We start from the raw sequence: 17,500 nt of genomic DNA on the forward strand, positions 1-17,500 counted from the left end.
GTAAGGGGCGCGGGGAACCGCGCGAGAGGCCCCACCGGCCCGCGGACGAACGCGAACGCACTACCGGCGGAGCGCTCAGTGCCGCTCGTCCACCACCGCCCGCAGCTTTCCGCTGGACGCCGTGCGGTGGAAGTCCGCGGTGTCCGCCGTCTCGACCACGAGGTCGAGCAGGCGCTCCTCGACGGCCGACCGCAGCTCCGGGTAGCCGGCGAGGAGGGCGGTGCGCAGGTCGTCCGGCGTCGCCGTGGGGGTGTCCTCGACGCGGACGGTGAGCCGCTCGCGCGGGCCCGCGTCGGTGAGGAGCACCTGGAGTTCGCCGGCGTAGCCGCGGTCCTCCTCGGCGATGGCGACGATGCGCCGGTAGTTGAGGAAGTACGTGGCCACGCGCATCACGTCGCCGAGCCTGCCGAGCAGTTCGAAGCGCGGGGCGTGGCTTCCGCAGGGGCAGCGGCCGGGAAGGGCGCGGCCGAGGTCGCCGATCACGTAGCGGCCCAGGTTCTGGCCGCGCCGGGCGTGGGTGGTGAAGACCAGGCGGCCGGTGTCGCCGGGCGCCACGGGGCGGTCGGCGTCGGTCTCGAGGATCTCGAGGGTGTGCAGGTCGGCGTGCAGGTGGTGGACGCCGCCGGTGCTCTCGGCGCACTGGTAGCCCAGGGGGCCGAGGTCGGTGCTGCCGTAGGTGATCGAGCGTATGGTCTCGATGCCGAAGGTCTCGGCGAGGGTGCGGCGCTGTTCGGCCGTGAAGTGCTCGCCGCCGTAGAAGATCCTGCGGATGCCGCCGTAGGCGCGCAGTCGTTCGCCCTCCTCGTGGAGGAGCTGCCACAGGTACGAGGGCATGCCGAAGAGGGTGTCGACCTCGTGGGCGACGATCGCCTCGGCCGTGGCCCGGTGGTCGGCGCTCGCCGCGATGGGCATCTGGACCCCGCCCAGCCGCTCCAGGATGGAGAAGAAGCTGATGAAGCCGCCGTACATGCCGCCGCAGTAGAAGAGGTTGGCGGTGCGGTCGCGTGCCGGGTCGTAGCCGGCGGCCAGCAGGCCGCGGGCGGCGGCGTGCATCTGGGTGTCGTAGTCGTCGTAGGTGAACAGGGACAGGGCCGGCGTGCCCGTGCTGCCGCCGCTGCGGAAGTACAGCTCGGCGTCGCGCCGGTCGACACCGTGGTTGAGTTCCTGGACGGCGGTCTTGTCCAGCAGGGGTCCGCTCGGCGCGGGGAACTGCACCGGGCGCGCCAGGTCGTCGAGGCACGCGGTGGTGGCGAAGCGCTCGTCGGCCTGGACGGCGACGCGGCGGCTGTAGCGCTGCAGGGCGTAGACGCCGTCGTGCGGCTCGCCGGAGTAGCCGGACTGCATGGCGCCGACCGGGGTGACGCGGGTGGCGCCCGCGGCCAGGGTCAGCCGGGCGAGCTCGGCGGTGTCGGTGCGGTTCCCGGCGATGCCCGCGGTCTGCAGGTAGCGGCGCATGGGGCGCAGGGTGGCCAGGATGTTCCGGCGGGGCAGCGGCTTGACCCACACGCTGCGGTGCAGCGGGGAGGCGGTGAGGGCGGGCCGGGTGTCGGCCATGACGCGCCAGGAGCCGTCGGGGGCGCTGACGACGTGGGTGAGGCCGAGGTGTTCCTCGAGGCGGGCGATGAGCTCGGTGGTGGTGAGCTCGGCCTCCTCGGCGGGGTCGGGCCCGTCCGTGGGCGGTTCGGCGGGCGGCATGGCGGCCAGGACGGTCGCGAAGCGATCGGCGAAGGCGAAGACCTCGTCGGCATCCTCGGTGTCGAGGTAGACCACCTGGGGGCTGGAGCAGGCCTGCTGCTCGTAGAGGCACACGTCGGCCGCGAGGGCGTCGAGGACCTCCGCGTCCTGCCAGGCGTCGCGCGTGAGGTAGGCGAAGGAGATCTTGTGTCCCCACTCCACCAGGCGGCAGCCGGCCGGCACATGGGCGGCGACGCCCTCGACGGCGGCCTCGCCGCCCCATACGGCGACGGCGTCGGCCGGGGCGCACATCAGCCGCAGCCACTCCTGCCGCGCGGAGGAGAAGCGCAGCACGATGACGCGCTCGGCGATGGCCCCGCTCTCGTCGAGGGCGGCCAGTTCGGCGAGGAGGTGCTGGGCGAGGAGGGTGTCGGAGCCGCTGGTCTTGAGGATGTTGACGTTGCCGGCGAGCAGCCCCTCGACGAGGCTGAGGGGGGCGACGGTGGCGGCGTTGCCGGGGGCGATGTGGGCGACGAGGCCGACCGGGGCCCAGGCCTCGTAGACGGTCTCCCGGGCGTCGGGGCGGCCGAGCCGCTGCGGGGCGGTGCCGCCGAGCTCGCGGCGGAGCTTGCGGGTCAGCTCCCGGCGGCCGAGGAAGGCGCCGAGCTCGGCGAGCACGCCCGCGTCCTCGCCCTCCGGCAGGTGCCGGGCGAGGCGGGCGTGGGTGGGGTGGGCGGGGTCGAGCAGGGCGGTCGCCAGCGTGTCGCAGGCGGCCAGGAGGGTCTCCGTCTCCAGGGGCCTGGCCAGGGCGGCCTCGACGGCGGCGGGCAGTCCGGCCAGGCGCCGGCCCGCCTCCTCGTCGTCGATGAAGGCGCCCTGCCAGTAGTGCGGGTGGTGGGTGGTCCCGTTGGTCACGACATGCCCTTCATCAGTTCGGCGGCGGCCACCGCGCAGCTCTTGTTGCGGCTCACTCCGGCGCGGCCGTGGATGACGAACCAGTCGGTGTCCAGTTCGCAGCCGCACTCCTCGCCGGGGTGCAGGGAGGCGAGGTCGCCCATGACGACGCTCTGCGCCGGTACGGACGTGATGTAGGGGGACACCAGGTGCAGGTAGCCCCGCTCGCCGTGGCCGAGCGGCTCCAGCGTGCGCGTGGAGCGGATGAACACGCGGGACCAGACGGGCGCGTGGAGGTTGTGGTGCGAGCACTCGATGTAGGGGACGCAGTGCTCGACGGAGCCGAAGGTGTCGCGGATCCGCTCGGAGGGGACGCCGAGCTGTTCGGTGACGCGGGCGTAGAGCTCGTGCTTGCCGATCTGCCGGTCGGTGTGGCCCTTCCAGCCGCCGCCGAGGATGATCAGGGAGCCCTCGGGGAGCGTCAGCGGCGGCAGACCCATGGCGCTCATCCGCTCCAGGGTGAACCAGAGGAACGCCGGGAAGCCCAGGATGCGCACGGGCGCGTCCTCCTCGGCGAAGCGGCGCAGGGCGGCGACACAGCCGAAGGGGTCGAACTCATGGCCGTTGCCGGTGTCGCGCAGGGCGTACTCGACGTGCCGCGCGGGGGCGAAGTCGCACAGGTAGTTGTCGGTGAAGGCGGTGCCCAGCTTGAGGTCGCGGGCGGGCTCGTAGCTGTAGAGCAGGTAGTTGACCGGCTGGTCGGGGGTGATCCAGCCGTTGCGGTCGAAGATGCGGGCGACCATGCGCTGGGCGGAGCGGATGGTCCACTCGTCGAAGAACATCTGCGACTTCTGGCCGGTGGTACCGGACGAGGTCAGGTGCAGGTGCACGTCCTCCCGGGGGATGGAGAGGACCTCGTGGCGCTTGAAGAAGTTCGCGTGGACCAGCGGGGCGTCGTAGGGGGTGGGCGGCCGCTCGCCGGCGTGGAGGCTCCGGAAGAAGGGCGAACGGTCCGCGTGCCAGGCGTTGGTCTCCGCCATGGCGGCGGCGAACAGCTCCTCCTCGGCGGGGCCCGAGGCGTACGGGTCGGTCAGGTCGCACAGCCGCTGCACGTGGGACAGCAGGGCCGGGTCGGGGACGGCGACCGGGGCGAGATGGGGATTGACGGGGGTCATGGGGCAACCTCGAGTGTGGGCAGGTACGTCGACGCCCAGGCCGACGCATAGGCGTCCAGGTACGGCTGGAGCTGTTCGTCGACGACCACGCCGCGGAAGTCGATCTGCTCGGCGGCGCGGGACATCACGACGTAGTCGTGGAAGCGGTCGCCGTCGGCCTCGGGGCGCATCGCGGGGTAGAGGGCGCTGGGGATGAAGCCCTGGGCCAGGAAGGCCGAGAGCAGCCCGTGCTCGGAGAGCGGCAGCAGCGCCTCGACGTAGCCGGTGCCGGCCCGGGTGAGGGTCCGGGTGATCGCCTCCAGGCAGTCGGCGGCGACGGCCGGGCCGGGGTGGGCGGCGACCAGGGCGCAGTAGCGTCCGGTGCGGTTGAGGTAGGCGTACACCTCGAAGCGGTCGTCGTCGGCCACCAGCAGGGTGTTGGGGGTGTGCAGCGGGTAGAACCAGCGGTCGGCGTCGGGGAAGCGGTCGTGGAAGCGGCGGCGTACGAAGCCGGGGGCCTCGATCATCTCCAGCCGCGCCGGCGTCGTGCTCGCCCGCGTGGGCAGCGGCGCGGTGACGGCGGTGTCCGCGTAGTCGATGCCCAGGTTGCGCTCGACGGTGCGCAGCAGGGGCGCGAGCGGGGCCGGCACTTCGGGGACGGGGACGCGGCGGTCCAGGACCCCGGCGGAGTGACGCGCGTAGAGTGCGAGGCTTTCCCGGCTGCTGAGGTCCACGGCGTTGGGCAGGATGCCCAGCGGCCGGAAGCCGTTGCGGGAGACCACGCGCTGCGGGCCGGCGCTGACGGTGCGGACGGTGGCGTACACCGAGTCCAGCCGCCCGGTCTCCAGCATCCGCGCGCACAGCTCCTCGGTCAGCGTCCCGGCCAGGCCGGCCGCCCGGTGGTCCGGGTGGACGGCGAGGCCCTCGAGCTTGCCGGTGCGGCTGCCGGCCTCGCTGCGGATGGCGGCGGATCCGGCGAGGCCGCCGGTGCGCGGGCAGCGGGCGACGAGCCAGAGGGAGTGCGGGTCCGCGATGAGGCGGGACATCTCCACGGGGTCGGTGCCGAGGGCGACGGGGTAGTGCGGGCCGTAGACGGCGTAGTACAGCTGGCGCAGGTCGGCGATGTCGGCGGGGGTCGCCGCGTCGATGACGATGGTCATGCCCGTCCTCCCGCGCCGGCGGTCTCCGGCGTCCGCTCGTCGGCGGGCTCCTGCCCGTCGGTGCTCTCGCGCCCGTCGGTGCTCCCGCGCAGCAGGGCCAGCGCGCAGGCGGCCGGGATCAGTCCGGCGGCCTGGATCAGGCACAGGACGCGCACGGAGAGGTGGTCGCCCAGCAGGCCGAAGAGGAGCGAGGCGAGGGGGAACGTCGCGCCCAGCACCGCCTGCATCACCGCGAAGAAGCCGGGCTTGTCGGCGGTGGGTACGAGCCGCTGGAACAGCGCCACGAACCGCACGCCGATCACGCCCACGCACCAGCCGGCCGCCACCAGGCAGCCCGCCATGACGAACCGTCCGGCCACCAGGCCGGGGACGGCGAACGCGGCGGCCATCACCCCCAGCAGGCAGGCGCCGAGGGCGGTGGGGCGGCCGGGCACCCGGGCGCCGGTGAAGGAGCCGATCAGCGTGCCGACGCCCAGCGAGGCCTCGAGCAGGGCGACGGTGGAACCGCCGTCGCCGAGGACGGACTTGGTGTAGAGCGGGATGACGACGAAGACCGCGGTGGTGAAGAGGTTGGCGGCGGTGAAGCAGAGCAGGATCCTGCGGACCTGGGGCAGGCCGGCGAGGATCTGACGCAGCGTCCGGGGCGCCGGGGCGGCCTCCGGGTCGCCGTCGGCGGTGGCGGCCGCGGCCGGGCGGAAGCGGACGGTCGCGATGAGCACCGCGGCCGTGACGTAGGCGCAGGCGCAGCCCACGGCGAGGCCCGCGACGCCCGCCCGGTCGACGATCAGGGCGCCGAGCAGGGCCCCGCCGAGGCTGGCCAGCGACTGGGTGGACAGCTCGAAGCCGGTGGCGGCCTCGATGTCCTCGTCGTCGACGAGGTCGGGCACCGAGGTGGTCAGACAGGGGTCGAAGAAGGCCTGGCAGGCGGCGAGGGCGAGCGTCGCGGCGTACGCGGCGGCGAGCGGCAGCCCGCTCGCACAGGCCCAGGCGGCCAGCACCGCGGCGATGGCGCCCGCCGCGCCGGCGGCGGCGCGCAGCACGGAGCGGGGGGCGAAGCGGGCGACGGTCCGGGCGACGACGGGCGCCAGGGCCACGGCGGGCAGCGTGCTGACGGCCATGAACAGCCCCGAGGCGAGTCCCCGGCCGCCGCTGACGGCGTAGGCGACCAGCCACCAGGAGATGCCGACCTGGAACATCCGCACCGCGGCCTGGGTCAGGACCTGGCCCAGCCAGACGGTTCCGAAGGCCCGGTTGCGCAGGACGAGGGGCAGGCGGCGGCCTTCGGCGGCCGCCGGAACGGAGGTGGTCATGCGGTCGGCCTCTCGTCGATGACGCGGACGAGCTTGCCGGAGCGGGAGTTGACGACGAGGTCGCTGTGGCGTGCCCATTCCACGGTCATGGGGTGGACGTAGCCGGCGTCGACGCTGTCGGGGTACAGCGGACGGGCGGCGTTCAGCTCGGCCACGACGGCCTTGGCGAGCACCTCGAGCTCGGCGGCGTCGTCGTCGCCGGGGGCGGTGGCCAGGCGGAGTACGAGCTGGTCGCGGCCCTCGTGGCGGCGCACCACCAGCTGGGTGCCCATGACGCGGCCGTCGGTGTCCGCGGCGGCGACGGCGGCGAGCGCGTCCTGCGAGTACAGCGACACGGGCCCGACGCGTACGCCCTCCTCGGCGCGGCCGAGGATGCGGAAGTGGCCGGCGGCGCGGTCGGTCCACTCCGCGCGGTCGCCCGCGGGGTAGCGGATGACGGGCATGAGCCTGCGGAAGAGCTGGGTCACCACGACGCGTCCGGCGCGGCCCTCCTCCTCGATGGGCTCGTCGGTGGTCTCGTCGAGGATCTCGACGACGGTGTGCGGAGAGAAGACGCGGTGCACACGGGGGTCGGGGCCGGGCACGGGGCGGCCGAGGAGGCCGGCGTCGACGCTGGCATACCCGAGGGAGCGCGCCTCGGCGTGCGGGAAGGCGGCGGCCAGCAGCCGGCGCTGGTCGTCGAAGAGGGCCTCGCCGCCGAAGAACAGCAGCTCCACGGAGGGAAGTTGACGGCCCGTCGCCACCACGTGCTCGGCGAGCCGGCACAGGGTGGTCGGGGTGCCCGCCACGACCTGCGCGCCGAAGTCCTCGAGCGTGGGGACCGTGGTCTCCAGGGGGGCGGCACCGCCGATGGGCAGGCGGACGTTGTCGACGGGGGCGTGGGCGAGGGAGTCGAGGACGAAGAGGAAGCTGGCGTAGAGCTCTCCGGCGTAGAAGAGGTCCGCCACCCGGTGGCCGGGACGCAGGCCCGCCTCGACGAGCCCCTGACCGAAGGCGGTGACGAACTCCCGCCACTCCTCGCGGGTGAAGCAGGAGAACTTCGGTGCGCCGGTGGTGCCACCGGTCTTGTAGACGACCGCCTCGCCGAGCGGGGCGGTCAGCACGGTGTTGTCCTGGAGGGTGTTCGCTGCCCAGAAGGCGTTCTGGTCGACGACGGGGAGATCGGCGAGACGGTCCGTGCCGGCCGGCAGGTGTGCGTAGAGCGCCGAGTAAAAGGGAGAGTTATGGCGGGTGAAACGTATGAGGTCCGATAGCGGATGAACGGACATGCGGCCTTTGCCTAGGTGATGCGGGACAGGGCTGGAGATGGTGCGGCATGGCGATGCGCGGCGGGGAAGGGTTCTCCCGCCACGTGCCTGTGCGAGGTGTTCCGCGGGAGGAGGCGCGCAGCGCGTGCAACGCACTCCCGACGTCGCTCCGGCGTCGCGTCCGACGCTCCGTCACGAGGGAACGCCGAAAAACATATCGCAAAATCCCCGAATCTCTGAACACATGTCAGGCAAAGGTGGCCTGAAACCTTACTTTCTTCGGTCTGACCGCCTCAGGACCCCAAGCCTGCGTCGCGCGCCAGCAAGGCGGCCTGCACGCGGTTGTCGCATGCGAGCTTGGCGAGGATCCGACTCACATACGTCTTCACCGTGGCCTCGCTCATATGGAGCCGCCTGCCCGCGTCGGCGTTGGAGAGCCCCTCGCCCAGCAGGGCCAGCACCTCGCGTTCGCGGTCGCCGAGCACGGCCACCCGCTGCCGGGCCTCCTCGGCCCGGGTGGCGGCGGCACCGCCGGCCAGGGAGTCGACCACGTGCCGGGTGGCGGCGGGCGAGAGATACGCGTCGCCCGCCGCTGCCGCCCGGACCGCCCCGATCAGCTCGCTCGGGGCGGAGTCCTTGAGCAGGAAGCCCGCCCCGCCCTGGCGCAGGGCCCGCAGGACGTTGTCGCGCTCCCCGAACGTGGTCAGGATCAGCGCCCGTGTGCCCGGCACCGCGCGGCCGAGCTCGCCGAGGGCCGTGAGGCCGTCCATGACCGGCATCCGGATGTCGAGCAGCGCCACGTCCGCCCGGTGCCGCCGGGCCAGCTCGACCGCCTCGCGCCCGTTCGCCGCCTCGGCCACCACCTCGATGTCGTCGGCCGAGGTGAGGATCATTTTGATGCCCGCCCTGATGAGCGGCTCGTCGTCGGCGACGATGACACGGATCACCTGCTGTACTCCTGCTCGGGGTCGCTGTGCGGCGCTAGCTCTTGACGTGGAACTCGCGCTTCTCGGACAGTTTCCCGTCCTTGAAGCAGAAGCGGTACACCGTGTCCGTCAACAGCCCCCGGGAGGTGTCGGTCGACAGCAGGGACAGGCAGCTCATGCCGGCCGGCTCGGCGGGCAGCTTGTCCTCGACGTCGGAGGTGAGGAAGGACTTGCCCTCGGGCAGCTTCTCGCGCACCTGCCGCTCGGGGTCGCCGACCTTGACCGACTCGTAGACCACCGGGTCGATCATGACCTTGTCGGCCTCGTCGACTATCGCCCCTATCCCGAAGACGGCCGCCACGGCCAGCACCACCAGGATCAGCAGGCCGACGACGGCACCGACCAGGCAGCCGTTGCTCTTCTTCGTGCTCATGATGTCCTTGAACTCCTCGCGCGGATCCAGCCGGTCGATGACCGGTCCACCGTCGCCGGGAGCCACCTCTTCCATCTGCTGCCGAAAGTCGTCGGACGCATCGACGAACGTCGCCGTCTTACGGGCCTCCCCCGCCTCGGCGGAGTCGTACGGCAGCACGCCGGCGAGCCGGAAGCCGCCGTCCTCGGCGGGGCCGGTGAACACCATGCCGCCGACCAGCCGGGCCCGCTCCCGCAGCCCGGTCAGGCCCTGGCCGCCGCTGACCGCCTCCCCCTGCCCGGCCGCCCGGGCCTCGCCCGGGGGGACCGGGCCGTTGGCGACCTCCACGAGGAGCGAGTCGGGTTCGTAGCGCAGGTTGACCGCGATGGCCGCGCCGGGCGCGTGCTTGGCGGCGTTGGTCAGCCCCTCCTGCACGATGCGGTATCCCGTGTGGTCGGCGGCGGGGGCCAGCGGCCGGATCTCGCCCGAGCGCTCCACGCCCACCCGCATGCCCGCCGCCACGGCCGCCTCGACCAGCTCCTCGATCCCGGCCACCACCCGGGAGACGGGCTGCTCCTCCTCCGGAGTGCCGTCCTTGAGGATGCCCACGACCTCGCGCAGCTCCTGCATGGCGGCCACCGAGGCCTCCCGCAGCACGCCGACCGCCTCCCGCTGGCGCCCGGTCAGCTCCCGGTCCACCTCCAGCGCGCCGGTCTGCACCGCGATCAGGGCGAGCTGATGGCCCAGGCTGTCGTGCATGTCCTGCGCGATGCGCTGCCGCTCGCGCAAGCGGGCCTGGCTCGCGACCATCTCGCGCTCGCGCAGCAGTTGGACGTTGCGCAGTCTGAGCGTGCGCAGCAGGGTGCGGCGCTGGGTCCAGTAGCGGTTGGTCAGGCCGGGGACGACCGCGAACATCAGGAACAGGGCGGTGCCGAAGACCAGCACGAAGACCGTCTGGTCCGGCGCCTTCCACAGGGCGAACGCCTCGAAGAGCGCGAAGGAGACGGTGAAGGCCACCAGCGCCTGCAGCACGCCGGGGATACGCCGCCCGGCGGACCAGGCGGCCACGCCCAGCAGGAACAGGCCGCCGGACTCCGACAGCGAGCCGATCGCGCCCGCCGCGATCAGCACGCTCGCGGGCAGCGTCCGTCGCAGCAGGGACAGCGCGGCGACGATCAGGCCGGCGCCGATCGCCCAGGGCCAGCCGAAGTCGAGCTCCGACCGGCCCGCGATCAGCCCCAGCGCCAGCGCGAGCACGCCCTCCCCGACCAGCCGCCGCCGGGACCACTGCCCCGGCTCGGTCAGGCGTTGCCACAGGTCACGGGCCCACGATGTCACGTTCACACCGGAACCTTAGGCAGCGCGGCCCACCGGGCACACTCAACGAAGGTCGCGGCGTGGCCCTACGAAAGTCGCACGTCCGCGCGAACCTCGCGGCCTCACGAGCGTCGCGGCCCTACGCCAGTTCCTGATCGGAGCCGCAGTACCGGCATCTGCGGGCGGGCGCGGGCAGGTCCTCGCACAGGCAGGCCGGGCACGTCTTGAGCGGCCCCGGCTCGGCGAAGACGACCATGCCCCGGCGCGCCTGGAGGTGCTTGTACGGCACGACGATGAAGAAAAAGACGACGGCCATGAAAATGACGAAGTAGATGACCGCGGAGATGAACGCCCCGAGGTCGAGATAGGTGGCCTGGTTCCCCGGACGGCCGAGCTGCCAGCCCAGCCCCATGGAGCGCCCGCCCTGAAGGCTGGCGATGATGGGGTTGATCACGGAATCGGTGAACGCCTTGATCAGCGTGGACAGGGCCAGCGCGATGATCAGACCCACGGCCACGGTGACGATGTCACCGCGCATCACGAAACTCTTGAATCCCTTGAGCACGCGCAGCACGCTACCTCCGCACCGCCGGCTTTCCGCGGTGCGGCGCGGGGTCGCGGGGCCCGCGCGCCGGTCACATCGCCGGGTGGGCCTCGACGTGGGTGACCGCCTCGATGTCGTGCCCGGCCTTGTCCAGCAGGTCCCGGGAGAGCTGGTTGAGCGCTCTCGCGGCGGCGACCTCCTCGCCGACCTTCAGCTGCTCGGGGTCGTCGGGGTGCCGCGTGGCGTGGGCTTTCGCCCGGAGCTCAGCGCCGTCGGGAAGCCTCAGCATGGCGGCCGCGCGGGTGCGCTTGTCGACTTCCTCGAATTCGACCTCGACGTGCCATCCAACGATCGTCTTCATAGCGTCCACCTCCTGTAGTACGTATCCAGCGTGCACCCGGAAGGCGGAATGCGACACCGGACGGGCCGCTCGGCCCGCCCGGCGGCGGAGAAACGAAAAGGCGGGAAGGCGCAAACGCTCGACGGAAACGCTCAGGCGGCGGTCGTGCCGAATTCCCGCACCGCGTCCTCGACGATCGCCTGGAGCTTCGCGTGGTGCGCGCCGCGCCAGTACACCCGGCCGCACGCCAGACACTGGGCGAAGACGTCGTACGTACGCCGCGTGCCGTGCTCGAGGTGCTCGCGGACCGCTTCCTTGTCCGCGTCCTGGAGCGGGCCGTTGCAGGCGGTGCAGCGCGTCCACGGTGTCAGGGCCGGCGCGAAGCGGCCGAGGATGTCGCGCAGCTGCTCGTCGGGGCGGTCGCTGTAGACGTACGCCCCCGCCCACAGCTCCCGGCGCCGCAGCAGCCCCCGGTCCCGGGAGAGCATCACCCGTCGCTGGGCCGCCGAGAGGGCGGCCAGCGCCGGGTCGCCGATGTCCTCGCTCTCGTACTCCGCGTCGACGCCCAGCAGGCGCAGCCGCCGTGCGAGGGTGCCCAGGTGCACGTCGAGCAGGAACCGCAGCGGGGCGCCGGGCACCTCCTGGGGGCGGGTGACGGCCTCGACCTCCACGGACTCGCCCGGACCCGGGATGTGGGACCGCGCCACCTCCTTCCCGTCGACGAGCAGCCGGCCGGCCTCGGTGAGCGGAACGCCGAGGGACTCGACCACGTGCCCGAGCGTGGAGACGCCGTCGGTGGTCACCGGCGTGCCCGGCGGGCGGCGGTCGGCGGGAAGGAAAAGCCGCAGCTCAGGGGCGAAGCTGAAGGGAATCTGGGGACCGTTCACGCAGCACAGCATGCCACTGCCGGGCGGCGGAACGCCCGGGGTTTTCCCGGCGGCGGTCCTCGGCAGGACGGGTGACAGCGACGACAGCGGCGAGCGTGTCGTTCCGGCCCGGGGCGGAGGGCGGAGGAGGCTGCGACGAAGGAACAACCGGATAATTGCGCTATGACATGAGATGAGCTGTATGCCTGGCGTCCGGCAGCCGACCCCGAGCGAGGAGAACGGTCGATGGAACCCGTATACGACCTGATGACCCGTCTGCTCTCGGAATACTTCGGTGTTCCCGAGGAGCAACTCACTCCGGACGCGACCTTCGAGCGGCTCGACATCGACTCCCTCGCCCAGGTCGAGCTGGTCACCCTGCTCGAGGACCGGCTGAAGGTGACCCTGGGCGAGCCCCCGGCGGGCGCCACGCTCGGCGAGATCGCCGCCCGCATCGAACGGCTGGTCGCCGCGGGCACCGTCGGCGCACAGCCGCAGGCCCCGGCCGACGCCGTGGCCTCGGCCGGGCCGGCCCGGTGAGCGAACGCGAGGTCGCCGTCACCGGCATCGGCATGGTGACTCCTCCCGGCCTCGGCCGGGAGGCGACCTGGGACGGACTGTGCGCCGGCGAGGGCCTCGGCGCGTTCGACGAGGACCTGGCCGGGCTGCCGGTCGACTTCTCGTGCCGGGTGCCCGGCTTCGACGGCAACGCGCTGCTCGGCCGGCGGATCACCTGGCGCAACGACCGCTTCATCCACCTGGCGATGGTCGCCGCGCGCGAAGCGGTGGCCGACGCCGCGCTGGACCCCGCCGTCTGGGACGCCCCCCGCGTCGCGATCGTCATCGGCACCGCCAGCAACGGCGGCGACCGCTGGCCGCAGGAGTACCGCAACCTGGACGAGGGCCGGGTGGAGGCCATCTCGCCCACCGCGCTGCTGCGTTCGCTGCCCAACATGGTCGCCGGGGAGGTGTCCAAGGACCTGCGCGCCCTGGGGCCGTGCCTGACCACCTCCACCGCCTGCGCCTCGGGCGCCACCGCCGTCGGCACCGCCCGCGACCTGCTGCGCGCGGGGGCGTGCGACATCGCCATCGCCGGCGGCACCGACAGCGCCCGCGTCCCGATGGGCTCGGCCGCCTTCTACCGGATGCAGGCGCTGTCGCGGCGCTGCCACGACCCGGCCGGCGCGTCCCGGCCGTTCGACGCGGACCGCGACGGGTTCGTGCTGAGCGAGGGCGCGGCCATGCTCATCCTCGAACGCCCGCTGCACGCACGGGCCCGGGGTGCCCGCGTGCGCGGCTACCTCTCCGGCTACGGCGCCTCCAGCGACGGCTACCACGCCACCCGCCCGGACCCCGAGGGCGCGGGCGCGCGGCGGGCCGTGGAGGCGGCGCTGGCGGATGCCCGCGCCGAGCTCGCCGAGGTGCACCACGTCAACGCGCACGGCACCTCCACCCCCCTCAACGACGAGGTCGAGGCCGCCATGCTGAGCGCCGTCTTCCGCACCCCGCCGCCGGTCACGTCGCTCAAGGGCGTCATCGGTCACTCCCTCGGCGCGGCCGGCGCGGTCGACGCCGCGTGCACGGTGCTCTCCCTGGAGCGGCAGCTCATTCCGCCCACCGCCAACCTCGACCGCCTCGACGACGGGATGGACCTGGACGTGGTGACGAAGATCGCCAGGCGGCACCGCATGGAGGGGGCGCTCAGCAACTCCTTCGGCTTCGGCGGGCAGAACGCCGTGCTCTTCTTCCGGGCCGCGTGACCCCTCCGCCCGTCCCTGGCCCCGCGCCCCTGGCCCCGGCCTCCCCCGAGGCCGGGGCCAGGGCCGCGACCACGGCGGGAGCGGCCGGCCGCAACGCCGTCCGGCGGCCGGCGGCCTGGCTGGTCCCCGCGCTCGCCGCCGTGCTCACCGCCCTGCTCGCGGTGGCGGGCTCCGGCACGGCCGGCCGGCTCGCCAACGGCGGCTACACCGCCACCGGCACCGAGTCGGCGCGGGCCAACGCCCTGCTGGCCGACCGCTTCGGCGCCGGGAACCCCGACATCGTCCTGCTCGCCCGCGCCGCGGGCGGCGTGGACACGGACCGGGCGCGGGCGGCGGGGCAGGACCTCACCGCACGGCTGGCGCGCGCCCCCGGCGTGGCGAGCGTGCGCTCGTACTGGCCGGGCGGCGACGCGTCCCTGCGCGCGGCGGACGGCGCCGCCGCGCTCGTCACCGCCGACCTCGCGGGCGCCGACCGCGACGCGGCGCGCACCGCCGAGAAGCTCGTCCCCGGCCTCACCGGCCGCCAGGGCGTCCTGGACGTCTCCGCCACCGGAGGCGCCTGGGTCAGCGTGGAGGCCAGGGAACAGAGCCAGCGGGACCTGATGCGGGCCGAGCTGGTGGCCGCGCCCGTCACCCTGCTGCTCCTGGTGCTCTCCCTGCGGACGCTGGTGGCCGCCCTCGTGCCGCTGGTGATCGGGGCGGTGTCCGTCGTCGGCACGACGGCACTGCTGCGGCTGCTCACCTACGTCATGCCCGTGTCCGTGTTCGCCATGAACCTCACCAGCGCCCTGGGCTTCGGACTCGCGGTGGACTACGGCCTCTTCCTCGTCACCCGCTACCGCGAGGAGCTGCGCGCCGGGCACCCCGTCGAGCTCGCCGTGCGGCACACCGCGCACCGGGCGGGGCGTACCGTCGCCGTCTCCGCCTGCGCGGTCGCCCTGTCGATGTCGGCGCTGCTGGTGCTGCCGCTGCCATTCCTGCGGTCGATGGCCTGCGCCGGCATGGCCGTGGCGGTGTTCTCGGCGGCCACCGCCACCGTGCTCGTACCCCCCGTCCTCACGCTCCTGGGCACCCGCGTCGACCGCTGCGACCCGCTCACGGTGCTGCGCCGGGGACGGGCGGCCGGGCCGCCGCGGGCGGACAGCCCCGCCTGGCGGGCCGTCGCCCGTGCCGTGACCCGGCGGCCGCTGGCCTACGGCGGCGGCTGCGCCCTCGTACTGCTGCTGCTCGCCTCGCCGTTCGCGCACGTGCGGTTCGGCCTGCCGGACGAGCGGGTGCTGCCCTCGCACACCGAGGCGCACCGGACCTCCGACGAGATCCGGGCGCGCTTCGCCTCCTCGGCCGACCGGACGGTGACGGTCGTCCTGCCCCGCGCGGATCCGGTACGGGACGCCGCGGCCCTGCGGGCGTACGCGCGCACCGCGGCCGCCCTTCCGTCGGCCGGGAAAGCCCGGTGGGCGGCCACCCCCGGCGCCACGGCCGCCGGGGGTCCGCGGCGGGGGGTCGTGCTGCTGCTGAGCGGTCCGCGGCAGGCCCAGTCCACGGCCGGCCAGGAGCTGGTGCGCGCCCTGCGGGCGCTGCCCGCGCCCGGCGGCGGGCAGCTGGTCACGGGGCGCTCCGCCCTGCTGACCGACACCCGCGAGGCCGTGCGGGAGCGGCTGCCGCTCGCCGCGGCCGTCGCGGCGCTGGCGACGTGGGCCATGCTGTTCCTGCTCACGGGGAGCGTGCTGCTGCCGGTGAAGGGGCTGGTCATCGGGGCGCTCAGTCTCGGGGCGAGCTTCGGGGCGCTGGTGTTCGTCTTCCAGGACGGGCATCTGCGCGGGGCGCTCGGCGGGTTCACGGCGACGGGGACGCTGGACATCTCGATGCCCCTGCTGATGTTCGCGATCGCGTTCGGACTGGCGATCGACTACGAGATCTTCCTGCTGTCGCGGGTGAGGGAGCGCTATCTCCTGACGGGCGACAACCGCCGGTCGGTGGTGGAGGGCGTGGCCCGCACGGGCCGGCTGGTGACCACCGGCGCGCTCGCCGTGGCCGTGGTGACGGGCGCGCTGGCCACCTCGGGGGTGACCTCGCTCAAGCTGCTGGGCACGGGGCTGGCGACCGCCGTGCTGGTGGACGCGGTGCTGGTGCGGGGCGTGCTCGTCCCGGCGTACCTGACGGTCGCGGGGCGGCTCAACTGGTGGGTGCCCGCCCGGCTGGGCCGGCTGCACGCGCGCGTGGCCGGGCGGCTGGGTCTCGCCGACGGGCACTGAGGGCGGGCGCTCGCGCCGGGAACGGGTGAATTGTCCCCGGCGTCGCGCGCCTGCCGCGCCGGGGCGGCCGGCCGTGGTTACCGTCGGCAGCGTGGATCAGCGATGGTGCCGGGTACACCCCGTGAGACGAGGCCTCCTGCTGGCCCTGAGCACGGCCGCCGCCACCGCTCTGACGCTCGCGGGCTGCTCCTCCGACGACGGCGGGGAGGAGCCGGCGCCGGGCGGGGGCACCGGCAAGAAGCAGCAGGGCGGCTTCGGCTCGGCCGGCAAGCCCTCCGCGAACTTCTCCGGCACCTGGCCGAAGGGCAAGGTGGCGGTCACCGTGCCCGAGGGCAAGGGCGACGGTCAGCCGCCGTCCTCCCAGAGCTACGAGACCGAGGTGACGTTCCAGGACAAGACGCCCGGCGAGGGCCGCTGGACGACCCGGCCCGCGGCGCAGACCGTCACCCTGACGACCGGCAAGACCACCGAGATCGACTGGGAGTTCCCCCCGGATCAGGGCAAGCCGGCCATCGCCGCCCACACCGTGTGCGCCAACCTCTCCGGCTATTCCGAGGACCTGTGCGGCAGCGTTCCCACGGCCGGCCACGAGCGCCAGGGCCCGGCCTCCCCGCCGGGCGGGGGCGGCACCCCGCGACACCCCCGCGACACCCCCGCGACACCCGGCGCGCCACCGGGCACCCCGAGGCCCCGCCCGGCGTGGGCACACCCGGCGAACCCGGCGAACCGTAGGACGGGCGAGGGACGCGGTGGAGGAAGAGGAACAGACCCCGGTCCGGCCGCCGTGGGGCACGTGGTTCAAGACGATCGCCGGGGTCGTCGCACCCACCACCCTGGTGACGGGCCTGCTCCTGTACTTCGGCTTCGCCTACGTCGACTCCCGGTACCAGTACTTCGGCATCGACGCGGCGACGCTGGACCTCTCCACGCAGGACTACCTGCTGCGCAGCGCCGGCCCCCTGTTCATGCCGGTCGGCACGGCCCTGATGGTCGGCCTCCTCGGCGCCCTGGGCTACACGGCGGTGTCCGTGCTCAGTACGTCGCGGCCCCGCCTGGCTCCGGTCCTGACGTGGTTGTCGCTGGGGCTCGTCGGGTGCGGCGTGGCACTGTTCGTCGCCGGTGTGCTCGCCGGGTACGAAGTCTGGGACGCCGGGCTGCTGGACACCCCCCTGATCCTGTGTTCCGGCCTGCTGCTGGTGCTGTACGGACGGCTGCTGTACCTGAGGTCCACCGGGCGCATGGGGTACGGGAGGCGGGAGCTGACCGCCCTGGCGTTCGTCGCGGCGCTGATCTCGCTGTGCCTGTTCTGGACCGTGCAGGCCTACGCCCAGCTGCAGGGCCGCTCCGACGCCCGCTACCTCGCCCGCAACCTCGGGCTGCGGCCGGAGATCGTCCTCGACACGACCGAGCGCCTGCACTTCACGGGCTCCGGCGTGCGCGAGGAGGTGCTGCCGTCGGCCCCGGGCGTCGCCCAGCGCTTCCGCTACCGCTACCACGGCCTGCGCCTGCTCGCCCAGGTCGACAACCGGATGTTCGTCATTCCGCAGGGCTGGGACCGGATCCGGGGCGACGTACTGATCGTCCCGGCGGACGCCAACGCCCGGGTCGCCTTCCGCCCCGGGTGAGCCCCGGGTGAGCCCC

14 protein-coding genes are annotated in these 17,500 nt (G+C 73.7%); 4 read left to right on the forward strand and 10 right to left on the reverse strand.

Going from position 1 to position 17,500, the window contains the following annotated elements; translation table 11 throughout:
* Positions 1 to 75 precede the first annotated feature (75 nt).
* The 10 genes from J1792_RS25365 to J1792_RS25410 form a co-directional block, all read right to left on the reverse strand.
* Positions 76 to 2,589 carry an acyl-CoA reductase gene (locus tag J1792_RS25365; RefSeq protein WP_307843092.1) on the reverse strand — a complete coding sequence of 838 codons (2,514 nt, stop codon included), beginning with the start codon at positions 2,587 to 2,589 and terminating at the stop codon, positions 76 to 78.
* Positions 2,586 to 3,743: a LuxE/PaaK family acyltransferase gene (locus J1792_RS25370; protein WP_086570895.1), complete on the reverse strand. Its 1,158-nt coding sequence runs from the start codon at positions 3,741 to 3,743 to the stop codon at positions 2,586 to 2,588. Before J1792_RS25370 ends, J1792_RS25365 begins: the two co-directional genes overlap by 4 nt.
* Positions 3,740 to 4,882 carry a GNAT family N-acetyltransferase gene (locus J1792_RS35175; RefSeq protein WP_207248283.1) on the reverse strand — a complete coding sequence of 381 codons (1,143 nt, stop codon included), beginning with the start codon at positions 4,880 to 4,882 and terminating at the stop codon, positions 3,740 to 3,742. Before J1792_RS35175 ends, J1792_RS25370 begins: the two co-directional genes overlap by 4 nt.
* Positions 4,879 to 6,192, reverse strand: a complete 1,314-nt coding sequence (locus J1792_RS25380) for an MFS transporter (RefSeq protein WP_207248284.1) — start codon at positions 6,190 to 6,192, stop codon at positions 4,879 to 4,881. Before J1792_RS25380 ends, J1792_RS35175 begins: the two co-directional genes overlap by 4 nt.
* Positions 6,189 to 7,460 carry a phenylacetate--CoA ligase family protein gene (locus J1792_RS25385; RefSeq protein WP_086570901.1) on the reverse strand — a complete coding sequence of 424 codons (1,272 nt, stop codon included), beginning with the start codon at positions 7,458 to 7,460 and terminating at the stop codon, positions 6,189 to 6,191. The genes J1792_RS25380 and J1792_RS25385 overlap by 4 nt, the downstream gene beginning before the upstream one ends.
* 272 nt (positions 7,461 to 7,732) lie before the next feature.
* Positions 7,733 to 8,332, reverse strand: coding sequence for a response regulator (locus tag J1792_RS25390; RefSeq protein WP_242646689.1), 600 nt, complete (start codon positions 8,330 to 8,332; stop codon positions 7,733 to 7,735).
* Between the two features lie 88 nt (positions 8,333 to 8,420).
* Positions 8,421 to 10,121, reverse strand: coding sequence for a sensor histidine kinase (locus J1792_RS25395; RefSeq protein ID WP_207248286.1), 1,701 nt, complete (start codon positions 10,119 to 10,121; stop codon positions 8,421 to 8,423).
* A gap of 112 nt (positions 10,122 to 10,233) precedes the next feature.
* Entirely contained in the window at positions 10,234 to 10,659 is a 426-nt protein-coding gene (locus J1792_RS25400) for a large conductance mechanosensitive channel protein MscL (RefSeq protein ID WP_086570913.1), read from the reverse strand.
* 70 nt (positions 10,660 to 10,729) lie between these two features.
* Complete coding sequence (locus tag J1792_RS25405; protein WP_086570907.1) at positions 10,730 to 10,999, reverse strand: DUF1876 domain-containing protein; 270 nt, start codon at positions 10,997 to 10,999, stop codon at positions 10,730 to 10,732.
* A 131-nt stretch (positions 11,000 to 11,130) separates the two neighbouring features.
* Complete coding sequence (locus J1792_RS25410; protein ID WP_207248287.1) at positions 11,131 to 11,865, reverse strand: Mut7-C RNAse domain-containing protein; 735 nt, start codon at positions 11,863 to 11,865, stop codon at positions 11,131 to 11,133.
* Between the two features lie 225 nt (positions 11,866 to 12,090).
* On the opposite strand from J1792_RS25410, the gene J1792_RS25415 reads away from it, so the two are divergent.
* The 4 genes from J1792_RS25415 (at position 12,091) to J1792_RS25430 (ending at position 17,484) form a co-directional block, all read left to right on the forward strand.
* The gene (locus J1792_RS25415; protein ID WP_086570909.1) at positions 12,091 to 12,384 is read left to right on the forward strand and encodes an acyl carrier protein; all 294 of its coding nucleotides are present in this window, start codon (positions 12,091 to 12,093) and stop codon (positions 12,382 to 12,384) included.
* Entirely contained in the window at positions 12,381 to 13,604 is a 1,224-nt protein-coding gene (locus J1792_RS25420) for a beta-ketoacyl-[acyl-carrier-protein] synthase family protein (RefSeq protein WP_207248288.1), read from the forward strand. The genes J1792_RS25415 and J1792_RS25420 overlap by 4 nt, the downstream gene beginning before the upstream one ends.
* Positions 13,601 to 15,859 carry an MMPL family transporter gene (locus J1792_RS25425; protein ID WP_207248289.1) on the forward strand — a complete coding sequence of 753 codons (2,259 nt, stop codon included), beginning with the start codon at positions 13,601 to 13,603 and terminating at the stop codon, positions 15,857 to 15,859. Before J1792_RS25420 ends, J1792_RS25425 begins: the two co-directional genes overlap by 4 nt.
* Before the next feature lie 749 nt (positions 15,860 to 16,608).
* Positions 16,609 to 17,484, forward strand: coding sequence for a hypothetical protein (locus J1792_RS25430; protein ID WP_207248290.1), 876 nt, complete (start codon positions 16,609 to 16,611; stop codon positions 17,482 to 17,484).
* Positions 17,485 to 17,500: the final 16 nt, after the last annotated feature.

The organism is Streptomyces triculaminicus (assembly GCF_017349075.1).
Lineage (GTDB): Bacteria > Actinomycetota > Actinomycetes > Streptomycetales > Streptomycetaceae > Streptomyces > Streptomyces triculaminicus.